Origin of the sequence: Paenibacillus sp. FSL R7-0273 (assembly GCF_000758625.1) — a bacterium.
In the GTDB taxonomy this organism is placed as follows: Bacteria; Bacillota; Bacilli; order Paenibacillales; family Paenibacillaceae; genus Paenibacillus_AQ.
Genome location: NZ_CP009283.1, coordinates 6,364,992 through 6,389,251 on the forward strand (window position 1 = coordinate 6,364,992; position 24,260 = coordinate 6,389,251).

General features: G+C 57.2%; 1 protein-coding gene. It reads right to left on the minus strand.

Features of this window, described 5'->3' with window-relative positions; translation table 11 throughout:
* A complete protein-coding gene (locus tag R70723_RS27485; protein ID WP_331281994.1) occupies positions 1–23,703 on the minus strand; it encodes a non-ribosomal peptide synthetase in 23,703 nt (7,900 codons plus the stop codon).
* Positions 23,704–24,260: the final 557 nt, after the last annotated feature.

Consider the following 24,260-nt stretch of genomic DNA (forward strand, 5'->3'; position numbering starts at 1 on the left):
CTATAGCAGACCGGTTTTTTTCTCACATTCTTCAAGTATTTTATCCAATAGACCTACAAACTGGCGAAGCAGCCTCTCTACAGATGCTTGTAAAATCCTGCCCTGATTATACTCACATGTCATAAATAGGACACGACCCTCTTCTCCACAGTTGAGCACGAGATCGAACTGTTCGGCAAAGCCCGCTGGTAATGGAACAGCGTCTGTAAATGCACAAAGAATTTGGCCTTCTTGCGGCTGATAAGCAGTGTACCTCACCTGATCCCAGTGAAAACGTTCCTCTGTTTGCAGGTAACCGTCTACTGCTGCAAAAACTTCCTCCAGCTCTTCGGCTTCCTGGAACGAAACCTCAACCTGGCACAAAACGTTTCCTTCTAACAAACAAGGCAAAGTAACAACTTCTGTCTTTGCGTATTCTGACATCAAATATGCAAAAGCAGTCATCAGTACAGACACTTTTTGAATGCTGTAGTGAGTTGAAATACATTCTAAGCTTTGAATTACTCGTTCAGGGAATTCAAAGCGCAATACATTGCCCGGAATGTAGTCTCCTTGCCCGACCATACCTGTCGTTGGAAATACGAGGGGCTTCCATGTAAATGCTTGTTTTGGCGCATAAACCGTTTCGATATACTGGGCCAATTGACGCACATTCGGTTTTCCGAACAAATCCGCTACAACTAGTACATCCGGATACTTTTGCTGTAATCTGGCGTATACTTCCACAATCCTCAGTGAGTTTCCACCAACATGGAAGAAGTTATCCTTAACCCCAATGTCGTTATTGTGAAGAACCGCTTGCCATACCTTCAGAATATCCGACTCAATCTCCGTAGCAGGCGGCAGTTTGTCTTCTTGAGTATTCATGGACAACGCTGGAACAGGCAGAAGCTTTCGATTCACTTTGCCGTTATTACTCAGCGGAATGCTGTCCAGCTCAACGAAATAGGACGGAATCATATAGTCCGGTAAATATCTAGACAGGTGATCATGTAGCTGGTCTACTGTCACCGGCTTGATGCATACCAGATATGCGCATAGATACGCCTGTCCCTGCTCATCCTCGCGGGCCAGCACGACTGCTTCGCGAATGTACGCATGCGCCAGAAGCTGCGCCTCAATCTCCCCGCACTCGATCCGGTAACCCCGGATCTTCACCTGATGATCCATCCGGCCCAAGTACTCCAGGCTGCCGTCCGCCAGCCGTCTCGCCAGATCACCGGTCCGGTACATCCGAGTCCCCGGCTCAAACGGGTTATCCACAAATTTCTCCGCCGTCAGCTCCGGCCGGTTGTAGTACCCGCGTGCCAAGCCGTCTCCTGCTATGCACAGTTCACCCGCAACGCCTACCGGCTGCAGCTGACAGTCGCCATTCACAATATACATCCGCGTATTGGCCATCGGCCCCCCGACAGTCACCATTTGCTCGGTAGTGACTTCCCGCACCGCAGACCAAATGGTTGTCTCAGTCGGACCGTACATATTGAACAAAGACGCCCTCGATTTGCTTTGCAGCTCCGTCAGCAGCTCACCCGTCCAGGCCTCTCCACCGATCAGGATTTCGGTTACCCCTTCCAGCCACGCCTCGCAGCCCGCCAACAACAGCATCTTCACCCGCGACGGCGTCATCTGCACCATGCCGATGCGCTCACGTTCAATCAGCTCTGCCAGCTGCTGAGGATCCTTTTGCTGCTCTTTGCTCGCTGCAACCACCCGCATGCCTTGAGTCAACGCCAGCAGCGTCTCCACCACCGAAATGTCGAACGACAGTGTGGTCGCAAATAATATTGTCTTCTCTGGGGCAAAAGGAACCACCTGCGTCATCCCGGTGATGAAGTTAACCACCGAGCGGTGTTCTATCATGACTCCTTTGGGGTTTCCGGTCGTGCCTGAAGTGTAGATCATATACGCCAAATCGCCCGGCATTGCGTGAAGTGCGGGATTCTCCCCGGCCGGGGCATGCCCGGCTTCCGCCAGATCCAGCACTATGCCCTTAAATCCGCCTGCATCAAGGCCAGGCCCCATCAGCAGCACTGCCGCGCCGCTGTCGCTGAGCATATACTGTATGCGTTCAGCCGACAGCGCCGGATCAATCGGCAGGTACGCCCCGCCGGCCTTCAGAATGCCGAGCATTCCGAATATCAGCTCCAGCGAGGGTTCTGCCATAATTGCCACGATGCGGTCCGGCCCCACGCCGTGACCGCGCAGCGTCCAGGCCAGCTGATTCGCGCGCGCGTTCAGCTCCGCATAGCTCAGCCGCTGATCCAAGTACACGGCCGCCACCGCGTCCGGCGTCTTCTCCGCCTGTGCTTCAAACAGCCCTTGGATCGTCGCTTCCTGCGGATACACTACCACCGTGTCATTGAATCCGTGCAGCAGTTGCTCCTTCTCTTCCGACATAACAAGCTCATACACGCCGATGCTTGCTTCCGGCTGCTCCGCCAGTTGGGATAAGAGCTGCACAAAGTGCATAAGGTACCGTTCAGCCGTCTCCACGCTGAATAATGCACGGCTATATTCCAGCGTCAGGTGCAGGCTTTGATGGGCTTCCATGGCGTTCAGCGTTAAGTCTAATTTCTCCGCCGGGTTGTTCAGCTCGACTGCACGAACGTCAATATCCGTCAGCCCAAAGCGGGCCTGCTCCATGTTATGCAGTACCAGCATCGTGTCAAACAGCGGGTTGCGGCTTAGATCGCGCCGCACGTCGAGCTTCTCCACCAGTTCCTCGAACGGATAATCCTGATGCTCGAACGCTGCCAGCGTCCGTTCCTTCACTTCGCGCACGAAATCGATAAACCGCTTCTCCCCGGACGGGGCATTGCGCAGCGCCAGCGTGTTCAGGAACATCCCGATCACGGGCTCCGTATCCCCATGTGTCCGGCCCGACACCGGCGTCCCCACCACAATGTCGCTCTGCCCCGTATACTTGTGCAGCCACACGTTATACGCTGCCAGCAGCACCATGTACAGTGTTGCTCCCGTCTCTGCTGCGATCTTTTTTAGGGCATCTAACATCTTGGCGTTTACTTCGGTGTGTATCCGGCCGCCTTCGCTGCCTGGCACCACCGGACGCAGCCGGTCGGCCGGCAGCTCCAGCACTGGCGCCTCTTCCGCATAAGCCGATAGCCAGTACGCCTCATGCGCTTGCATCCGCTCCATTTCGAGCGTGCCCTGCTGCCATACCGCGTAGTCTTTGTACTGGATCCGCAGCGGCGCCAGCTCCTCACCGGCATACATCGCCATGAAGTCCGACACCAGAATATTCATCGACACACCGTCTGACACGATATGATGCATGTCCCACACCAGCCAGTAGCGTTCCGCCGCCAGCCGCAGAAGTTTAATGCGCAGCAGCGGTGCCTCATCCAATGCGAACGGCCGTACGAAATTCCGGATGAACTCCTGTGCCTGCGATTCTTCCACATCGCGGCATGCCCATTCAAACGCTATGTCTTCGTGTATCTCCTGTCTCGGTTCGCCGTCAGCCCACGTGAACGATGTACGCAGCGACTCATGACGGGCGATGACCGAACGGATAGCCTGTTCCAGCCGTTCCGTATCCACCGACCCCGTGAGTTCCATGACCCCCGGCATGTTGTAGCGCGTGCTCTCCGGCTCCATCTCATGCAGCACATATAGCCGCCGCTGCGACGAAGACAGCGGGTACGAGGCCCGCGCTGCAACCGGCTCGATCCGGCCGTAGCCGCTTTCCTCCGCGCTGCGCACATAGGCCGCCAGCGCCTTCACTGTCGGACGCGCAAACAGCTCCCGCAGCGGCAGCTCGACGCCCAGCTGCTGATGAATCTGCGATACCAGCGTCACCGCTTTCAGCGAGTGGCCGCCGCGCTCGAAGAACGAATCGCTGATCCCGACCTCATTGACCCCGAGCACCACCGCGAACAACTCTGATAATTGTATCTCCAGCGCATCCCGCGGTGCTTCGTAGCCTTCGGTGTACGCTTCCCGGTCCGGCGCTGGAAGTTCCTTGCGGTCTACCTTGCCGTTAGTATTCAGCGGCAGCTGCTCCAGCTCCACAAAGTAAGACGGGATCATGTAATCCGGCAGCTGTCCTGCTAAGTGCGAGCGCAGCTCCGGTGCCTTAGCCGCCTTATCGCTCACTACATATGCGCATAAATACGCTTGTCCCTGCTCATCCTTCCGGCCGATGACTACCGCTTCGCGGATAGACGTATGCGCCAGAAGCCGCGCCTCGATCTCTCCGCACTCAATCCGGTAGCCCCGGATCTTCACTTGCTGGTCGATCCGCCCCAGATACTCCAGATTCCCGTCCGCCAGCCTTCTCGCCAAATCCCCGGTCCGGTACATCCGCGTTCCCGGTTCAAACGGATTGGCTACGAATTTCTCCGCCGTCAGTTCCGGACGGTTGAGGTATCCTCTAGCCAGCCCTTCCCCTCCGATATACATTTCTCCGGGAACGCCCGTGGCTACCGGACGCCGGCTTCCATCCAGCACATAGACTTTTGCATTATCTGCCGGTATGCCGATAGGAACCGCATGCATGCCTCCTTGGGACTCGTCATAGCGGTAAATCATGCAGCCGACCGTGGTTTCCGTTGGCCCGTATTCATTATAGATTTCAACGGGAAAAGCACAGCGGCTGGCAAATTTCCTTGCCACATGAGCTTCGAGCTGCTCCCCTCCCACGATAATCCGCTTCAGATTCGAACCGGCAGCCGGGATTTCGCCCAGCAGACTCAAATGCGTCGGGGTGAGCTTCACAATCCCGACTTGATTTTCAGTCAGCATCCGCTCCAGCACCAGGACGATGTCTTGGCCGGAATAGATGACAACCCGATTGCCGCTCACAAGCGGAGTAAACATAGAAGTGACCGTGAGGTCGAAAGCAACCGACGAATACAGCGGGAAATCCAGCGGGTCTCCCTGTACATACACCTTGCACGCCCAACTGATATAGTTAACCAGGTTCTGCTGGGTAATCACGACTCCTTTGGGCTGACCCGTCGATCCGGACGTGTAGATGACATACGCCATATTCTCCGGTCCACTGACTACCGGTACGTTCTCCGGATCCCCTGCATGCTGCGCCGTGTTCAGGGTTAACACTTCTCCCGCATAGGCTGCTGGTACTTGCGTGTCTCCGGAGATGAGCAGCAGACCGGCTCCGCTGTCTTCCAACATGTAAGCAATCCGCTCTGCCGGATACGCCGGATCGATCGGCACGTACGCCCCGCCAGCTTTTAGGATGCCGAGCACCCCGATCATCAGCTCCAGCGAGCGTTCCGCCATAATCGCCACGGTACGCTCGGGCCCCACGCCGTGACCGCGCAGCGTCCAGGCCAGCTGATTTGCCCGCGCGTTCAGCTCCGCATAGCTCAGCTGCTGATCCCCTTGTACAACCGCTATCGCATCCGGCGTCTTCTCCGCCTGTGCTTCGAACAGCCCGTGGATCGTCGCTTCCCGCGGATACGCTGCCGATGTGTCGTTGAACCCGTACAGCAGTTGTTCCTTCTCTTCTGCCGTTACAAGCGATATTGAGGCCGCTGTCCGCTGAGCATCCTCCAGCAGCTGCCGTGCGATCTCCCGGATATGCCCCTCCATTCGCCGGATGAACATCCCATCGTATACCTTGGCATTGTACCGGAATTCAATCGACATCGTTTCGCCCGGGGCTAGCACGACGGTGAGGTCATAGTTGGTCTGCTCGTATATTTCGATATCCCGGATTCTAAACACTGCCTCGTCTGTACCGCCAGCTTGGCCAATCGCTTCGGCGATCGGATAGTTCTCGAACACCAAAATGTGGTCAATAAGGCCCTGCTTAAGCGCGCTGAGCCCTTGGATTTCATACAGCGGGTAATGGCTGTGTGCTTCCGATGCCAACGCCGCATCCTGTACCTGCTGCAGCAGTGCCGTTACACTCTGACCGGGAGAACTGCTGACCCGTACAGGCGTCGTATTGATAAACAGGCCGATCATCCGCTCAATCCCCGGCACCTCCGCCGGTCTTCCCGATACAACCGCTCCAAATACCACATCGTCTCTTTGGTTGTATTTCTGCAGCAGAAGTCCCCAGATCGTCTGCATCACTGTATTCAGCGTCACCTGTGCCTGGCGGGCCAGCTGCTCCAGCCCCCGGGTCAGCTCCCGCTCCAGTCGGAAGCCATGCTCCTCCGGCTTGGCTTCCCCATGTCCTGCTTTCCAAACCGCTTGAGGTACACTCGCCTGCTGCTCATAGTTCGCCAAGTATCCGCTCCAGTACTGAAGCGCCGCTTCCCGGTCCTGCTTGTTCAACCATTGCACATACCGGCTAAAGGGCTCCACAGGCCTTAGCTCCACCGGCTGCTTCGTCTTTATCCCCCGATAAATGGTCATGAGCTCCTGCATAAGAATACTTGTGCACCAGCCGTCCATGAGGATGTGATGAAAGCTCCAGATGACATGCCGCCTTCCGTCCTTCCCGACCACGACCGTGACGCGCATCAGTGCATCCCGGCTTAGGTCAAAGCCTCTTTTCCGGTCTTCCTGTTTGATCTTCTCCAGATCTGTTGCCTGATGCCTGACCTGCAGATCTGCTTGCCGTTCCTGCAGCACCAGCTGCACTGGCCGTCTCACCTGCGCGCTTACGAATACCGTCCGCAGCATTTCGTGCCTTTGCGTTAAGCATTCCAAGCTTTTCTCGAACACCGCAACATCCAGCGTGCCTTCCAGCAGGAGCGTAAACTGCTCGAAATACATAGTGGACTCCGGATCCAGCTGGGCGTGAAACAGCATGCCTTCCTGCACTGGTGTCAGCGGATAGATGTCTTGCACCTTGTAGCCGTAAGCTTCCTGCAAGCTTCTCGCTTCCTTCGGCTCCACATCCGCCAAACGGAAGTCACTCGCGGTCTTCTCCCTATGCGCCTGCCCGGTGCAGTGGGCAATCAGCCTGCGAAGCTGCTCTGCATAACGCGCCATCCAGCGTTCCACCGTTGCCCTCCGGTAAGTATCCGCCGCATAGTTACACGTAAACATAAGCTTCCCGCCGCTCACCATCCCGTTCAGACTCAGCTTGTACTCACTCTGAAGGTTCCGATCCATGCTGCTGCCTGTCCCGTACTCCGACGCTTCGAATACGCCACCGGTCACGTCCTGATCGAACTGGCCCAGATAATTGAAGCAGATCTCCGGGCGAAGGTCGAACTTCAGCTCCCCCTTGTGCTCCGCTGCCGTCATATACTTCAGCACGCCATACCCCAGACCTTTGTTCGGTACGCTGCGCAGCCCTTCTTTCACTGTTTTGATACAGTCGGACAACGCCTCGGATGCCCCCAGGTCAAGCAGCGTCGGCACGACCGCCGTGAACCAGCCGACCGTACGGCTCACATCCACCGCTTCCCCGATCTCTTCACGGCCATGCCCTTCCAGGTCCACTACAAATTGCCGCCCGCCGCTCCATTCCCGCAGCACCAGCCCTAGCCCCGTCAGCAGGATGTCGTTGATTTCCGTATGGTACGCCCGGCCCGCCTGGTTCAGAAGCTGATCCGTCTCTTCCTGCGACAGCTCAATGGTCACCGCTCCGCCGCTCCGGTCGGATTCTCCCGGTCTTTCCTCCTCCGGCAGCACCCCAGCCGGCGTCTGCTCGATTTGTTTCCAATAGGCGATTTCACCCAGCTGTTCCTTACTGTCCGCATAGCGCGCTAGTGCTTCCGACCACGTCCGGAACGCATCCGTCTTCTCCGGGAAGCGGATCTCCCCGCCCCGCTCTGCCTGCTCATAACCCGTCTGCACATCTTCGAACAGAATCCGCCATGACACCCCGTCCATCACCAGATGGTGGATGACGATCAGCAGATGATCGCCCTCACCGGTCTTCATCAGCCCCAGGCGCAGCAGCGGTCCCTGCTCCAGGTGCAGCCCCCGCTGCAGGCGCTCAGCTTCCGCCGCGATCCGCGTCTCCACGTCAGGTTCAGCGTGCAAGTCGATGACGTCCAGGCTAAAGCCCGCCTCTGCCAGCCCGCCGTTCCACTGCACGATGCCCTCCGCTTCTTTCCGGTACCTCATCCGCAGCGCATCATGGTGCGACACGATCCCCTCAAATACACGGCCCAGGATGGCTTCGTCAAATCCGTCCCGCCGATACAGCATCACCGCCTGGTTATAATGGTGCGGCAGCTGCGCCGACCGTTCAAACAGTCCCTGCTGGATTGGCGTTAACCGCACTTCACCTTCTACTGGCCCTTGATCGGTCTGACGTGTCAGCGTCTGTACATGCGGGCTTAGCTCCAGGACCGTCGGATACCGGAACAGATCCCGGATCGCCAGGTGCAGCTGATGTCCCCGCAGCCGCGCAGCTATCTGAACGGCTTTGATCGAATCCCCGCCCAGCTCAAAGAAGGAATCTTTGATTCCCAGCCGCTTTACGCCCAGAACCTCCTGCCAAACCGATGCCAACAAGGCTTCCCGCGCTGTCCGCGGTGCTTCGTAAACCCTACTTGTATGCGCTGCTTCCGGCTCCGGCAACGCCTTGCGGTCCACCTTGCCGTTGGTGTTGAGTGGTATGGATTCCAACTCAACAAAATAGGACGGGATCATATAATCCGGCAGCTGTCCTGCTAAGTGCGAACGCAGCTCCGGTGCCATAGCCGCCTTATCGCTCACTACATATGCGCATAAGTACGCCTGTCCCTGCTCATCCTTCCGGCCGATGACTACCGCTTCGCGGATAGACGTATGCGCCAGAAGCCGCGCCTCGATCTCCCCGCACTCGATCCGGTAGCCCCGAATCTTCACCTGATGGTCGATCCGGCCCAGGTATTCCAGATTGCCGTCCGGCAGCCATCTCGCCAAATCTCCGGTCCGGTACATCCGTGTCTCCGGCTCAAACGGGTTATCCACGAATTTCTCCGCCGTCAGCTCCGGATTGTTCAAGTACCCCCGTGCCAAGCCGTCCCCTGCAATACACAGTTCACCCGCGACGCCTACCGGCTGCAGCTGATAGGCGCTATTGACAATGTACAGCTGCGTGTTGGCGATTGGCTTGCCAATCGGCACAGCCGTCTCTGCGAACGTCGAAGCACTGTCGTAATACGTGACATCCACCGTAGCCTCCGTTGGTCCGTACAGGTTGTGAAGCGTCGCTCCGCTACCCTGCATGACCTTATAGAACCCAGTCACGTGCTGCGGCTTCAATGCTTCCCCGCTGGCAAATACCCGGCGCAAGCTGCCCAGCTGCTCCCTGCCAATACCTTGCCCCGCCTGCTCCAGAAACACGCTCAGCATCGACGGCACAAAGTGCATTACCGTGACGCCGTGACGCCCAATCGTTTCGGCCAGCACCTCCGGATCCTTCTCTCCCTGCGGCGCAAGCATGCAGACCCGGGCTCCCGTCATGCCCCACCAGAACAGCTCCCACACCGAAACGTCGAACGTAATCGGCGTCTTCTGCAGAAGGACATCCTGTGCTCCGATCGGGTAGCGGTTCTGCATCCACTCCAGGCGGTTAATAACCGCCCGGTGTTCAATCATGACCCCCTTGGGGTTGCCTGTTGTCCCTGAGGTGTAGATTACATACGCCAGCCCCCGGGAATCCATCTCTAGCGGCGGATTGGCTTCAGATTGCGCTTGCCCCCCAGGTGTTAACTCGACTACCGTGCCCTCAAATCCGCATGCATCCAGCCCAGGCTGTATCAGCAGCGTCGCCGCGCCGCTGTCGCTGAGCATATAGCGGATGCGCTCTGCAGGCAGCGCCGGATCGATCGGCAGGTACGCCCCGCCGGCCTTCAGGATGCCATAGAGTCCTATCATCAGCTCTAGCGAGCGTTCCGCCATAACCGCAACGATACGCTCCGGCCCCACGCCGTGACCGCGCAGCATCCACGCCAGCTGATTCGCCTGCGCATTCAGCTCCGCGTAGGTCAGCTGCTGATCCCCATACACAACCGCTACCGCATCCGGCGTCTTCTCCGCCTGCGCTTCGAACAGTCCGTGCAGTGTCTTCTCTGCTGCATATGGCATATCCGTCCGATTCTTTTCATACACGATCTCTTGCCGTTCCCCAGCCGTCATCAGCTGCTCTATCGACAAGAGATCAGTCTCCTCAACACACAGAGCCTCAAGGATTCGTTCGTACCAAACGAACGCTCTTTCGATCTCCCGGTCATCCCAATAAGCCGGAGCATATTTGATTTTCATGCTCAGTTCCTGAGGGGATTGCGAGACCTCCAGATCAAACCATGTATTTGTCATTTCGCTTGCTTCCAAGTTCAGTGACGCTGTCTCCGATGCCATTTCTTGCCCCGGCTGCATCTCCTCCAGCACATGGAAATCATTGTAGTTAAACATCGTGTCAAAGATTGGGTTGACCCCCGGACCTGACACTTCGCCGATCGCATCCGTGATATCGGCCAGAAACAGTTCGTGCACCTTCATTTGTGCAAGCTGCTGTTTCGTCCGATTCACCAGTTCTGATTTTGACACTTGACCTGTGACTCCCATGCGAAGCGGTACCGTATTCAGGAAGCAACCCAGTACTTTCTCTCCATCCTCGAGTGCCGGCCGGTCATGGCTGACTACGCCTGTGACAATCTCTTCCTCCGTCGTCAGGATGCCCAGCAAATACACGTGCGCGCTCAAGCACAGCTCCTTGACCGTACACCCATACCGCTTCGCCTGCCGCTCCAAGGATTCAAGCAGTGTGCTGCTCAGTTGCCCGCGGTATATTTTGCTGGCCGCCACGCCGTCCCTCTTCTTGCCCGCGTAGTTGAACGGCAGCTTGTTCCGGGTATACCCCGCCAGTTCCCTGATCCAATATTGCCGGCTCTCCTCGTCGCTCTCCCTCAGCCGGTTGATGGCTACATAATCCTTGTAGCTGCTTTGCAGCGGCTTTACCTCCGCCGGCGTTCCCTGGAGCAGCCGCTGATAGATATCCATGGCCTCCTGCTGGAAGGATGCCACGCTCCATCCATCCAGAATCGCATGGTGGAACGTAAACACCAAGCAATAATCATTGTGTGTGTTCAGCCGGAACAAGCGCACCCGCCACAGCACTTCTCCGTCGAACCGGAACACATTCTGTTTATCTTGTTCGATACGCGCCCGGATGGCATGTTCCTGCTCCTCCCGCCGAAGGGAGGAAACATCCTCCGCCGAAAGATTAGGCACGATCCGGGGATGCACGATCTGGACCTCTTCCTCAAAATGCGTGAGATCGAAGGTGGTGCGCAGAATCGGATGCTTATCGGTTAACTGCTGCAGCGCTTCGGCAAACCGGTCCGCCGACACGATCTTGAAATGGTACAAAAACTGATCGTGGTAAATCGGCTCCTCCGGCCGCAGTCTCGAGTAGAACACCATGCTCTGCTGAATTTTACTCAGCGGATACACATCCTCGTAATCCTCCGGCAGATGCTTCGCCTGGTCCGGATCCTCCGTGATGCGCTGCTTCATCTGCTCCAGCATCTCCCGCCCCAACTCCAGCTGCCGGTTCGGCTTATGCTCCTGCACTAGAAGCCCGGCCAGCTCGCCGATGGTCTGATGCAGGTACAGCTCTTTTAACGGAAGAGTAACGTCCAGGTCACGGTTGATCCGGCTGACCAGGCGGATCGCCTTGATCGAGTCGCCGCCCAGCACAAAGAAGTTATCATGGATGCCGACCTGCTCCGCTCCCAGCACGTCCTGCAAAATCTCCGCCAGCTTCAGCTGCGCCGGCGTGCTTGGCGCTTCGTAGACGCTGCCGGTATGCGCCGCTTCCGGCACCGGCAGCGCCCTGCGGTCTACCTTGCCGTTGGTGTTCAGCGGAATGGATTCCAATTCAACAAAATAGGACGGGATCATATAGTCCGGCAGCTGTTCCGCCAAATAGGAGCGCAGCTCCGGTACTGGAACAATCTCGCCGCTCACGAGATACGCGCACAGGTACGCCTGCCCTTGCTCATCCTCACGGGCCAGCACTACCGCTTCTCGGATAGACGCATGCGCCAGCAACTGCGACTCGATCTCCCCGCACTCGATCCGGTAACCCCGGATCTTCACCTGATGGTCGATCCGGCCCAGGTATTCCAGATTGCCGTCCGGCAGCCATCTCGCCAAATCTCCGGTCCGGTACATCCGTGTCCCCGGCTCAAACGGGTTGTCCACGAATTTCTCCGCCGTCAGCTCCGGCCGGTTGTAGTACCCACGTGCCAAGCCGTCGCCTGCTATGCACAGTTCACCCGCGACACCCACCGGCTGCAATTGCCGGTTCTCATTCACAATGTACAGCTGCGTGTTGGCGATTGGCTTGCCAATCGGCACAGCCGTTTCTGCGAACGTCGAAGCACTGTCGTAATACGTGACATCTACCGTAGCCTCCGTCGGTCCGTACAGGTTGTGAAGCGTCGCTTTCTTCCCCTCCATGACCTTGTAGAACCCGGTCACGTGCTGCGGCTTCAATGCTTCCCCGCTGGCAAATACCCGGCGCAAGCTGCCCAGCTGCTCCCTGCCAAAACCTTGCCCCGCCTGCTCCAGAAACACGCTCAGCATCGACGGCACAAAGTGCATTATCGTGACGCCGTGACGCCCAATCGTTTCGGCCAGCACCTCCGGATCCTTCTCTCCCTGCGGCGCAAGCATGCAGACCCGGGCTCCGGTCATCCCCCACCAGAACAGCTCCCACACCGAGACGTCGAACGTAATCGGCGTCTTCTGCAGAAGGACATCCTGTGCTCCGATCGGGTAGCGGTTCTGCATCCACTCCAGGCGGTTGATGACAGCGCGGTGCTCAATCATGACCCCTTTAGGGTTGCCTGTTGTCCCTGAGGTGTAGATTACATACGCCAAACGCCGGGAATCCATCTCTAGCGGCGGGTTGGACCCCGATTGCACTTGTCCTCCAGGCGTCAGCTCGACTACCGTGCCCTCAAATCCGCATGTATCCAGTCCAGGCTGTATCAGCAGTGTCGCCGCGCCGCTGTCGCTGAGCATATAGCGGATGCGCTCTGCAGGCAGCGCCGGATCGATCGGCAGGTACGCCCCGCCGGCCTTCAGGATGCCATAGAGTCCTATCATCAGCTCCAGTGAGCGTTCCGCCATAACCGCCACGATATGCTCCGGCCCCACAGCGTGACCGCGCAGCGTCCACGCCAGCTGATTCGCCCGCGCGTTCAGCTCCGCATAGGTCAGCTGCTGATCCCCATACACAACCGCCACTGCATCCGGTGTCTTCTCCGCCTGCGCTTCGAACAGTCCGTGCAGTGTCTTCTCTGCTGCGTATGGCATATCCGTCCGATTCTTTTCATACACGATCTCTTGCCGTTCTCCAGCCGTCATCAGCTGCTCTATCGACAAGAGATCAGTCTTCTCAACACACAGAGCCTCAAGGATTCGTTCGTACCAAGCGAATGCTCTTTCGATCTCCCGGTCATCCCAATAAGCCGGAGCATATTTGATTTTCATGCTCAGTTCCTGAGGGGATTGCGAGACCTCCAGATCAAACCATGTATTTGTCATTTCGCTTGCTTCCAAGTTCAGTGACGCTGTCTCCGATGCCATTTCTTGCCCCGGCTGCATCTCCTCCAGCACATGGAAATCATTGTAGTTAAATATCGTGTCAAAGATTGGGTTGACCCCCGGACCTGACACTTCGCCGATCGCATCCGTGATATCGGCCAGAAACAGTTCGTGCACCTTCATTTGTGCAAGCTGCTGTTTCGTCCGATTCACCAGTTCTGATTTTGACACTTGACCTGTGACTCCCATGCGGAGCGGTACCGTATTCAGGAAGCAACCCAGTACCTTCTCTCCATCCTCGAGTGCCGGCCGGTCATGGCTGACTACGCCTGTGACAATCTCTTCCTCCGTCGTCAGGATGCCCAGCAAATACACGTGCGCGCTCAAGCACAGCTCCTTGACCGTACACCCATACCGCTTCGCCTGCCGCTCCAAGGATTCAAGCAGTGTGCCGCCCAGTTGCCCGCGGTATATTTTGCTGGCCGCTCCGCCGGCTCTCTTCTTGCCCGCGTAGTTGAACGGCAGCTTGTTCCGGGTATACCCCGCCAGTTCCCTGATCCAATATTGCCGGCTTTCCTCGTCGCTCTCCCTCAGCCGGTTGATGGCTACATAATCCTTGTAGCTGCTTTGCAGCGGCTTTACCTCCGCCGGCGTTCCCTGGAGCAGCCGCTGATAGATATCCATGGCCTCCTGCTGGAAGGACGCCACGCTCCATCCATCCAGAATCGCATGGTGGAACGTAAACACCAAGCAATAATCATTGTGTGTGTTCAGCCGGAACAAGCGCACCCGCCACAGCACTTCTCCGTCGAACCGGAACACATTCTGTTTATCTTGTTCGATACGCGCCCGGATGGCATGTTCCTGCTCCTCCCGCCGAAGGGAGGAAACATCCTCCGCCGAAAGATTAGGCACGATCCGGGGATGCACGATCTGGACCTCTTCCTCAAAATGCGTGAGATCGAAGGTGGTGCGCAGAATCGGATGCTTATCGGTTAACTGCTGCAGCGCTTCGGCAAACCGGTCCGCCGACACGATCTTGAAATGGTACAAAAACTGATCGTGGTAAATCGGCTCCTCCGGCCGCAGTCTCGAGTAGAACACCATGCTCTGCTGAATTTTACTCAGCGGATACACATCCTCGTAATCCTCCGGCAGATGCTTCGCCTGGTCCGGATCCTCCGTGATGCGCTGCTTCATCTGCTCCAGCATCTCCCGCCCCAACTCCAGCTGCCGGTTCGGCTTATGCTCCTGCACTAGAAGCCCGGCCAGCTCGCCGATGGTCTGATGCAGGTACAGCTCTTTTAACGGAAGAGTAACGTCCAGGTCACGGTTGATCCGGCTGACCAGGCGGATCGCCTTGATCGAGTCGCCGCCCAGCACAAAGAAGTTATCATGGATGCCGACCTGCTCCGCTCCCAGCACGTCCTGCCAAATCTCCGCCAGCTGCAGCTGCGCCGGCGTGCCCGGTGCTTCGTAGACGCTGCCGGTATGTGCCGCTTCCGGCACCGGCAGCGCCCTGCGGTCCACCTTGCCGTTAGTGTTCAGCGGAATTCCCTCCAGCTCCACAAAATAGGACGGGATCATATAGTCCGGCAGCTGTTCCGCCAAGTGTGCACGCAGTTCTGTTACCGGAACGGCTTTCTCGCTCACAAGATACGCACACAGATACGCCTGTCCCTGCCCATCCTCACGGGCCAGCACGACTGCCTCTCGGATAGACGCATGCGCCAGAAGCCGCGCCTCGATCTCCCCGCACTCGATCCGGTAGCCACGGATCTTCACCTGGTGGTCGATCCGGCCCAGGTATTCCAGATTGCCGTCCGGCAGCCATCTCGCCAAATCTCCGGTCCGGTACATCCGCGTTCCCGGTTCGAACGGATTGGCTACGAATTTCTCCGCCGTCAGCTCCGGATTGTTCAAGTACCCCCGCGCTAGGCCGTCGCCTGCTATGCACAGTTCACCCGCGACACCCACCGGCTGCAATTGCCGGTTCTCATTCACAATGTACAGCTGCGTATTGGCAATGGGCTTGCCAATCGGCACAGCCGTCTCTGCGAACGTCAAAGCACTGTCGTAATACGTGACATCCACCGTAGCCTCCGTTGGTCCGTACAGGTTGTGAAGCGTCGCTTCCCTTCCCTCCATGACCTTGTAGAACCCGGTCACGTGCTGCGGCTTCAATGCTTCCCCGCTGGCAAATACCCGGCGCAAGCTGCCCAACTGCTCCCTGCCAATACCTTGCCCCGCCTGCTCCAGAAACACGTTCAGTATCGACGGCACAAAGTGCATTACCGTGACACCGTGTCGCTCAATTGATTCGGCCAGCACCTCCGGATCCTTCTCTCCCTGCGGCGCAAGCATGCAGACCCGGGCTCCGGTCATCCCCCACCAGAACAGCTCCCACACCGAAACGTCGAACGTAATCGGCGTCTTCTGCAGAAGGACATCCTGTGCTCCGATCGGGTAGCGGTTCTGCATCCACTCCAAGCGGTTAATAACCGCCCGGTGTTCAATCATGACCCCCTTGGGATTCCCAGTCGTGCCCGAGGTGTAGATTACATACGCCAGTCCCCGGGAATCCATCTCTAGCGGCGGATTGGCCTCGGATTGCGCCTGCCCCCCAGGTGTTAACTCGACTACCGTGCCCTCAAATCCGCATGCATCCAGCCCAGGCTGTATCAGCAGTGTCGCCGCGCCGCTGTCGCTGAGCATATAGCGGATACGTTCTGCAGGCAGCGCCGGATCGATCGGCAGGTACGCCCCGCCGGCCTTCAGGATGCCATAGAGTCCTATCATCAGCTCTAGCGAGCGTTCCGCCATTATCGCCACGACATGATCCGGCCCCACGCCGTGACCGCGCAGCATCCACGCCAGCTGATTCGCCTGCGCGTTCAGCTCCGCATAGGTCAGCTGCTGATCCCCATACACAACCGCCACTGCATCCGGCGTCTTCTCCGCCTGCGCTTCGAACAGTCCGTGCAGTGTCTTCTCTGCTGCGTATGGCATATCCGTCCGATTCTTTTCATACACGATCTCTTGCCGTTCCCCAGCCGTCATCAGCTGCTCTATCGACAAGAGATCAGTCTCCTCAACACACAGAGCCTCAAGGATTCGTTCGTACCAAGCGAACGCCCTTTCGATCTCCCGGTCATCCCAATAAGCCGGAGCATATTTGATTTTCATGCTCAGTTCCTGAGGGGATTGCGAGACCTCCAGATCAAACCATGTATTTGTCATTTCGCTTGCTTCCAGGTTCAGTGACGCTGTCTCCGATGCCATTTCTTGCCCCGGCTGCATCTCCTCCAGCACATGGAAATCATTGTAGTTAAACATCGTGTCAAAGATTGGGTTGACCCCCGGACCTGACACTTCGCCGATCGCATCCGTGATATCGGCCAGAAACAGTTCGTGCACCTTCATTTGTGCAAGCTGCTGTTTCGTCCGATTCACCAGTTCTGATTTTGACACTTGACCTGTGACTCCCATGCGGAGCGGTACCGTATTCAGGAAGCAACCCAGTACTTTCTCTCCATCCTCGAGTGCCGGCCGGTCATGGCTGACTACGCCTGTGACAATCTCTTCCTCCGTCGTCAGGATGCCCAGCAAATACACGTGCGCGCTCAAGCACAGCTCCTTGACCGTACACCCATACCGCTTCGCCTGCCGCTCCAAGGATTCAAGCAGTGTGCCGCCCAGTTGCCCGCGGTATATTTTGCTGGCCGCTCCGCCGGCTCTCTTCTTGCCCGCGTAGTTGAACGGCAGCTTGTTCCGGGTATACCCCGCCAGTTCCCTGATCCAATATTGCCGGCTCTCCTCGTCGCTCTCCCTCAGCCGGTTGATGGCTACATAATCCTTGTAGCTGCTTTGCAGCGCCTGCGTCTCAACCGGCTTGCCCTGGAGCAGCCGCTGATAGATATCCATGGCCTCCTGCTGGAAGGATGCCACGCTCCATCCATCCAGAATCGCATGGTGGAACGTAAACACCAAGCAATAATCATTGTGTGTGTTCAGCCGGAACAAGCGCACCCGCCACAGCACTTCTCCGTCGAACCGGAACACATTCTGTTTGTCTTGTTCGATATGCGCCCGGATGGCACGTTCCTGCTCCTCCCGCCGAAGGGAGGAAACATCCTCCGCCGAAAGATTCGGCACGATCCGGGGATGCACGATCTGGACCTCTTCCTCAAAATGCGTGAGATCGAAGGTGGTGCGCAGAATCGGATGCTTATCGGTTAACTGCTGCAGCGCTTCGGCAAACCGGTCCGCCGACACCATTCTGAAATGATACAAAAACTGATCGTGGTAAATCGGCTCCTCCGGCCGCAGTCTCGAGTAGAACACCATGCTCTGCTGAATTTTGCTCAGCGGATACACGTCCTCGTAATCCTCCGGCAGATGCTTCGCCTGTTCCGGATCCTCCTTGATGCGCCGCTTCATCTGCTCCAGCATCTCCCGCCCCAACTCCAGCTGCCGGTTCGGCTTATGCTCCTGCACTAGAAGCCCGGCCAGCTCGCCGATGGTCTGATGCAGGTACAGCTCTTTTAACGGAAGAGTAACGTCCAGGTCACGGTTGATCCGGCTGACCAGGCGGATGGCCTTGATCGAGTCGCCGCCCAGCACAAAGAAGTTATCATGGATGCCGACCTGCTCCGCTCCCAGCACGTCCTGCAAAATCTCCGCCAGCTTCAGCTGCGCCGGCGTGCTTGGCGCTTCGTAGACGCTGCCGGTATGCGCCGCTTCCGGCACCGGCAGCGCCCTGCGGTCTACCTTGCCGTTGGTGTTCAGCGGAATGGATTCCAATTCAACAAAATAGGACGGGATCATATAGTCCGGCAGCTGTTCCGCCAAATAGGAGCGCAGCTCCGGTACTGGAACAATCTCGCCGCTCACGAGATACGCGCACAGGTACGCCTGCCCTTGCTCATCCTCACGGGCCAGCACTACCGCTTCTCGGATAGACGCATGCGCCAGCAACTGCGACTCGATCTCCCCGCACTCGATCCGGTAACCCCGGATCTTCACCTGATGGTCGATCCGGCCCAGGTATTCCAGATTGCCGTCCGGCAGCCATCTCGCCAAATCTCCGGTCCGGTACATCCGTGTCCCCGGCTCAAACGGGTTGTCCACGAATTTCTCCGCCGTCAGCTCCGGCCGGTTGTAGTACCCACGTGCCAAGCCGTCGCCTGCTATGCACAGTTCACCCGCGACACCCACCGGCTGCAATTGCCGGTTCTCATTCACAATGTACAGCTGCGTGTTGGCGATTGGCTTGCCAATCGGCACAGCCGTTTCTGCGAACGTCGAAGCACTGTCGTAATACGTGACATCTACCGTAGCCTCCGTCGGTCCGTACAGGTTGTGAAGCGTCGCTTTCTTCCCCTCCATGACCTTGTAGAACCCGGTCACGTGCTGCGGCTTCAATGCTTCCCCGCTGGCAAATACCCGGCGCAAGCTGCCCAGCTGCTCCCTGCCAAAACCTTGCCCCGCCTGCTCCAGAAACACGCTCAGCATCGACGGCACAAAGTGCATTATCGTGACGCCGTGACGCCCAATCGTTTCGGCCAGCACCTCCGGATCCTTCTCTCCCTGCGGCGCAAGCATGCAGACCCGGGCTCCGGTCATCCCCCACCAGAACAGCTCCCACACCGAGACGTCGAACGTAATCGGCGTCTTCTGCAGAAGGACATCCTGTGCTCCGATCGGGTAGCGGTTCTGCATCCACTCCAGGCGGTTGATGACAGCGCGGTGCTCAATCATGACCCCTTTAGGGTTGCCTGTTGTCCCTGAGGTGTAGATTACATACGCCAAACGCCGGGAATCCATCTCTAGCGGCGGGTTGGACCCCGATTGCACTTGTCCTCCAGGCGTCAGCTCGACTACCGTGCCCTCAAATCCGCATGTATCCAGTCCAGGCTGTATCAGCAGCGCCGCCGCGCCGCTGTCGCTGAGCATATAGCGGATGCGCTCTGCAGGCAGCGCCGGATCGATCGGCAGGTACGCCCCGCCGGCCTTCAGGATGCCATAGAGTCCTATCATCAGCTCCAGCGAGCGTTCCGCCATAACCGCAACGATACGCTCCGGCCCCACTCCTTGCCCGCGCAGCGTCCACGCCAGCTGATTCGCCTGCGCATTCAGCTCCGCGTAGGTCAGCTGCTGATTCCCATACACGACCGCCACTGCATCCGGTGTCTTCTCCGCCTGCGCTTCGAACAGTCCCTGGATTGTCGCTTCCCGCGGATACGCCGCCGCTGTGTCGTTAAATCCGTACACCAACTGCTCCTTCTCCGCTGGTGTTACAAGCTCGTACGCGCCGATGCTTGCTTCCGGCTGTCCTGCTATTTGGGACAAGAGCTGTTCAAAGTGTAGCAGGTACCGTTCGGCCGTCTCCCCGTTGAACAGCGCGCGGCTGTATTCCAGCGTCAGTTGGAGGCCTTCATCCTTCTCCACAGCATTCAGCGTTAAGTCAAACTTCGTCGCCGAATGACTCAGCTCAACCCCACGAACGTCAACGTCCGCCAGACGGAACCCCGCCTGCTCCATGTTCTGCAGCACCAGCATCGTGTCAAACAACGGGTTGCGCCCCATATCGCGCCGCACGTTCAGCTTCTCCACCAGTTCCTCAAACGGGTAGTCCTGATGCTCAAACGCCGACAATGTACGCTCCTTCACTTCGTGCACGAAGTCGATAAAACGCTTCTCCCCGGACGGGGCATTGCGCAGCGCCAGCGTGTTCACGAACATCCCGATCATAGCTTCTGTATCCCCATGCGTCCGGCCCGACACCGGCGTCCCGACCACAATGTCGCTTTGCCCCGTGTACTTGTGCAGCCACACGTTATACGCTGCCAGCAGCACCATGTACAGTGTTGCTCCCGTCTCTGCCGCAATCTGCTTCAGCCTCTCGGCAACGTCCTGACTGATCTGCGTATACACCCGGCCGCCTTCACTCCCCGGCACCGCCGGGCGTATCCGGTCAGCCGGCAGCTCCAGCACCGGCGCTACTTCCGCATAGGCCGATAGCCAGTATGCCTCATGAGCCTGCATTCGCTCCATTTCGAGCGTACCCTTCTGCCATACCGCGTAGTCCTTGTACTGGATCCGCAGCGGTGCCAGCTCCTCACCGGCATACGCCGCCATGAAATCCGACACCAGAATATTCATCGACACACCATCTGACACAATATGATGCATGTCCCACACCAGCCAATAACGCTCCTCCGCCAGCCGCAGCACTCCGGCCCGCAGCAGCGGTGCCTGATCCAGTGTGAACGGCCGTACGAAATTCCGTATGAGCTCCTGTGCCTGCAACTCCTCCGCTTCCTGAAGCACTAATTCAAACGGCACCTCTTCGTGTATCTGCTGTCTCGGCACGCCGTCCACCCATGCAAACGACGTGCGCAGCGATTCGTGGCGGGCGATGACCGAACGGATCGCCTGTTCCAGCCGGTCCGTATCCACCTGGCCGGCCAGTTCCACAACGCCAGGCATATTGTAGCGCGTGCTCTCCGGCTCCAGCTCATGCAGCACATACAGCCGCCGCTGCGCCGAAGACAGCGGGTATAATGCCTGCACCGCTGCCGGCTCAATCCGGCCGTAGCCGCTTTGTTCGGCGCTGCGCACATGGGCCGCCAACGCCTCCACTGTCGGACGCGCGAACAGTTCCCGCAGCGGCAGCTCGACGCCCAGCTGCTGATGAATCCGCGACAGCAGTGTTACGCCTTTCAGCGAGTGGCCGCCGCGTTCGAAGAATGAATCTCTGATGCCGACCCCGTTGACCCCCAGCATCTCTGCGAATAACTCCGATAATTGCGTCTCCAGCAGATCCCGCGGCGCTTCGTAGCCTACGTTGTACGATTCACGGTCCGGTGCCGGCAGCGCCTTGCGGTCCATCTTGCCGTTAGTATTCAGCGGCAGCTGCTCCAGCTCCACAAAATAAGACGGGATCATATAGTCCGGCAGCTGTTCCGCCAAGTGTGAACGCAGTTCAGGTAACGGAACTGTATTGTCGCTCACAAGATACGCGCACAAGTAGACCTGCTCCTGCACATCCTCACGGGCCAGTACGACCGCTTCGCGGATATGTCCATGCATCAGAAGGCGCGCCTCGATCTCCCCGCACTCGATCCGGTAACCCCGGACCTTCACTTGATGATCCATCCGGCCCAGGTACTCCAGGTTGCCGTCCGGTAGCCATCTGGCCAAGTCCCCGGTCCGGTACATCCGTGTCCCCGGCTCGAACGGGTTATCCACGAATTTCTCTGCCGTCAGCTCCGGCCGGTTGTAGTACCCACGTGCCAAGCCGTCCCCTGCTATGCACAGTTCACCCGCGACACCCACCGGCTGCAATTGCCGGTTCTCATTCACAATGTACAGCTGCGTGTTGGCAATGGGCTTGCCAATCGGCACAGCCGTCTCTGCGAACGTCGAAGCACTGTCGTAATACGTGACATCCACCGTAGCCTCCGTCGGTCCGTACAGGTTGTGAAGCGTCGCTTTCTTCCCCTCCATGACCTTGTAGAACCCGGTCACGTGCTGCGGCTTCAACGCTTCCCCGCTGGCAAATACCCGGAGCAAGCTGCCCAGCTGCTCCCCGCTAAACGCTCGTCCGGCCTGCTCCAGAAACACGCTCAGCATCGACGGCACAAAGTGCATCACCGTGACGCCGTGACGCTCAATTGTTTCGGCCAGCACCGCCGGATCCTTCTCTCCCTGCGGCGCAAGCATGCAGACCCGGGCTCCCGTCATACCCCACCAGAACAGCTCCCACACCGAAACGTCGAACGTAATCGGCGTCTTCTGCAGAAGGACATCCTGTGCTCCGATTGGGTAGCGGTTCTGCATCCACTCCAGGCGGTTGATGACAGCGCGGTGCTCAATCATGACCCCCTTAGGGTGGCCTGTTGTCCCTGAGGTGTAGATTACATACGCCAAACGCCGGGAATCCGCTTCTAGCGGCGGGTTGGACCCCGATTGCACTTGTCCTCCAGGCGTCAGCTCGACTACCGTGCCCTCAAATCCGCATGCATCCAGCCCAGGCTGTATCAGCAGCGTCGCCGCGCCGCTGTCGCTGAGCATATACCGGATGCGTTCTGCCGGCAGCGCCGGATCAATCGGCAAGTACGCCCCGCCGGCCTTCAGGATGCCATAGAGTCCTATCATCAGCTCCAGCGAGCGTTCCGCCATAACCGCAACGATATGCTCCGGCCCCACTCCTTGCCCGCGCAGCGTCCACGCCAGCTGATTCGCCCGCGCGTTCAGCTCCGCATAGGTCAGCTGCTGATCCCCATACACAACCGCTACCGCATCCGGCGTCTTCTCCGCCTGCGTCTCGAACAGTCCGTGGATTGTCGCTTCCCGCGGATATGCTGCTGCTGTGTCGTTGAATCCGTACAGCAGCTGTTTTTTCTCCTCATTCGAAATCATATCGATCTGGGCAAGCGGCGTATTCATTTGTCCCATTATTAAATCAAGAAAGTCAGCGAGATGCTGCTTCAATCTGATCAGGCTCTCATGAGTATAGCGGCCGGTATCATAGTGCAGTACAAATGAAAGTGTATCGTCCTTTTTTTGAAAAAATATATGAATGAGGCATTCAGAGAGGGCGGGATCAATCTTTTGGTGAATGCTGTTGAATGAGACAATCGTGCCAAAACGCAATAATTCGTTACGATTCGTAGGCAGTCCGGTTTTCTCAGCTATGTAAGGATGGGGGAATTTCTGATGTTTGGCGGCTTCTGTTAAGCCATTGCTCACTTGGAGCAGCACGTCCCTGAAAGTACTCTCAGAGCGGACCACGGTTCGAACCGGCAATACGGCTGAAGCAGCTTCTTCGCTATGTTTTTTTTTCAGTGGAGGCATACCTACTAATAAATCCGTATGATTTAGATACAGCGAAAGAAATGACAGCGTTCCGGACATCAGGACCATAAACATTGCCTGCTCCGAGTTTTTTGATAACGATTCTACACGTTGCAAAGTCCAGTCCGAAAGCTGCTGTTCGACCTGCCCGAACGAATGGCTGGATAAAACACTTTCTCTGCCTAGAGAGATGGTTGTTGGTGCGGGAGATTCCGCAAGCTGTTCAAGCCAATAATCAACGGCCTCCGAATATTTGCCACTAGAAGCCATAAGCCTTACGGTTAAAGAATCCATTTCTTGAACCTCCAAGTATATTATGTTAGACCTCGTTAATCGCCTATTCCAAACGTAATTTCTGCTCAGCGGCAGGCAGCTTCTTGACTTTAAGAGCAGCATCAGAATTGTGATTTTTGGTACATACGTCAATAGATAAGCATTAATCTACCAGATTAGTTCGCCAAGCCAATCTAGCATTACAAATGAACAGATAGCGCTTCCAACTTATTCATGCAAGCAAGGACGAAGTGTACGGCCGCTCAAAATGCGCGAAACGGAGCAATGGCCGGCTCATGAGCGGGCTATAAAAGGGATCACTGACTTTTAACGGTATAACCAGGCGCGCCTTCATGCGAGCCTTGGCCTGAAAATACAAACGGGTTATATACAAATGCGATAACTCATTGAAATATATTATATCTGATGCCATATTTATACTAGAATGTGATTCCATCCCTAAATAGAAAGAGAAGCTTGTAATAAACATCGCCTTTCGGGATGCAAGCAGACTGTTCTAATCCTTAGAGGTAAAAGCTTCCGGAACCCCTTTCCATAAAAATGCACAACAACAACTTATATTATATTTCATCCATTAATGCCCATCAACCCAAATTATTGTATTCTTGTCGACCTATGCCGAAGAAGTACTAGGATTAATGTTTATAATTGTCGAAAAA

Coding starts and splice junctions, on each gene's coding strand:
- R70723_RS27485 (WP_331281994.1), bottom strand. CDS start 23,703: ATGCTGCTCTTAAAGTCAAGAAGCTGCCTGCCGCTGAGCAGAAATTAC.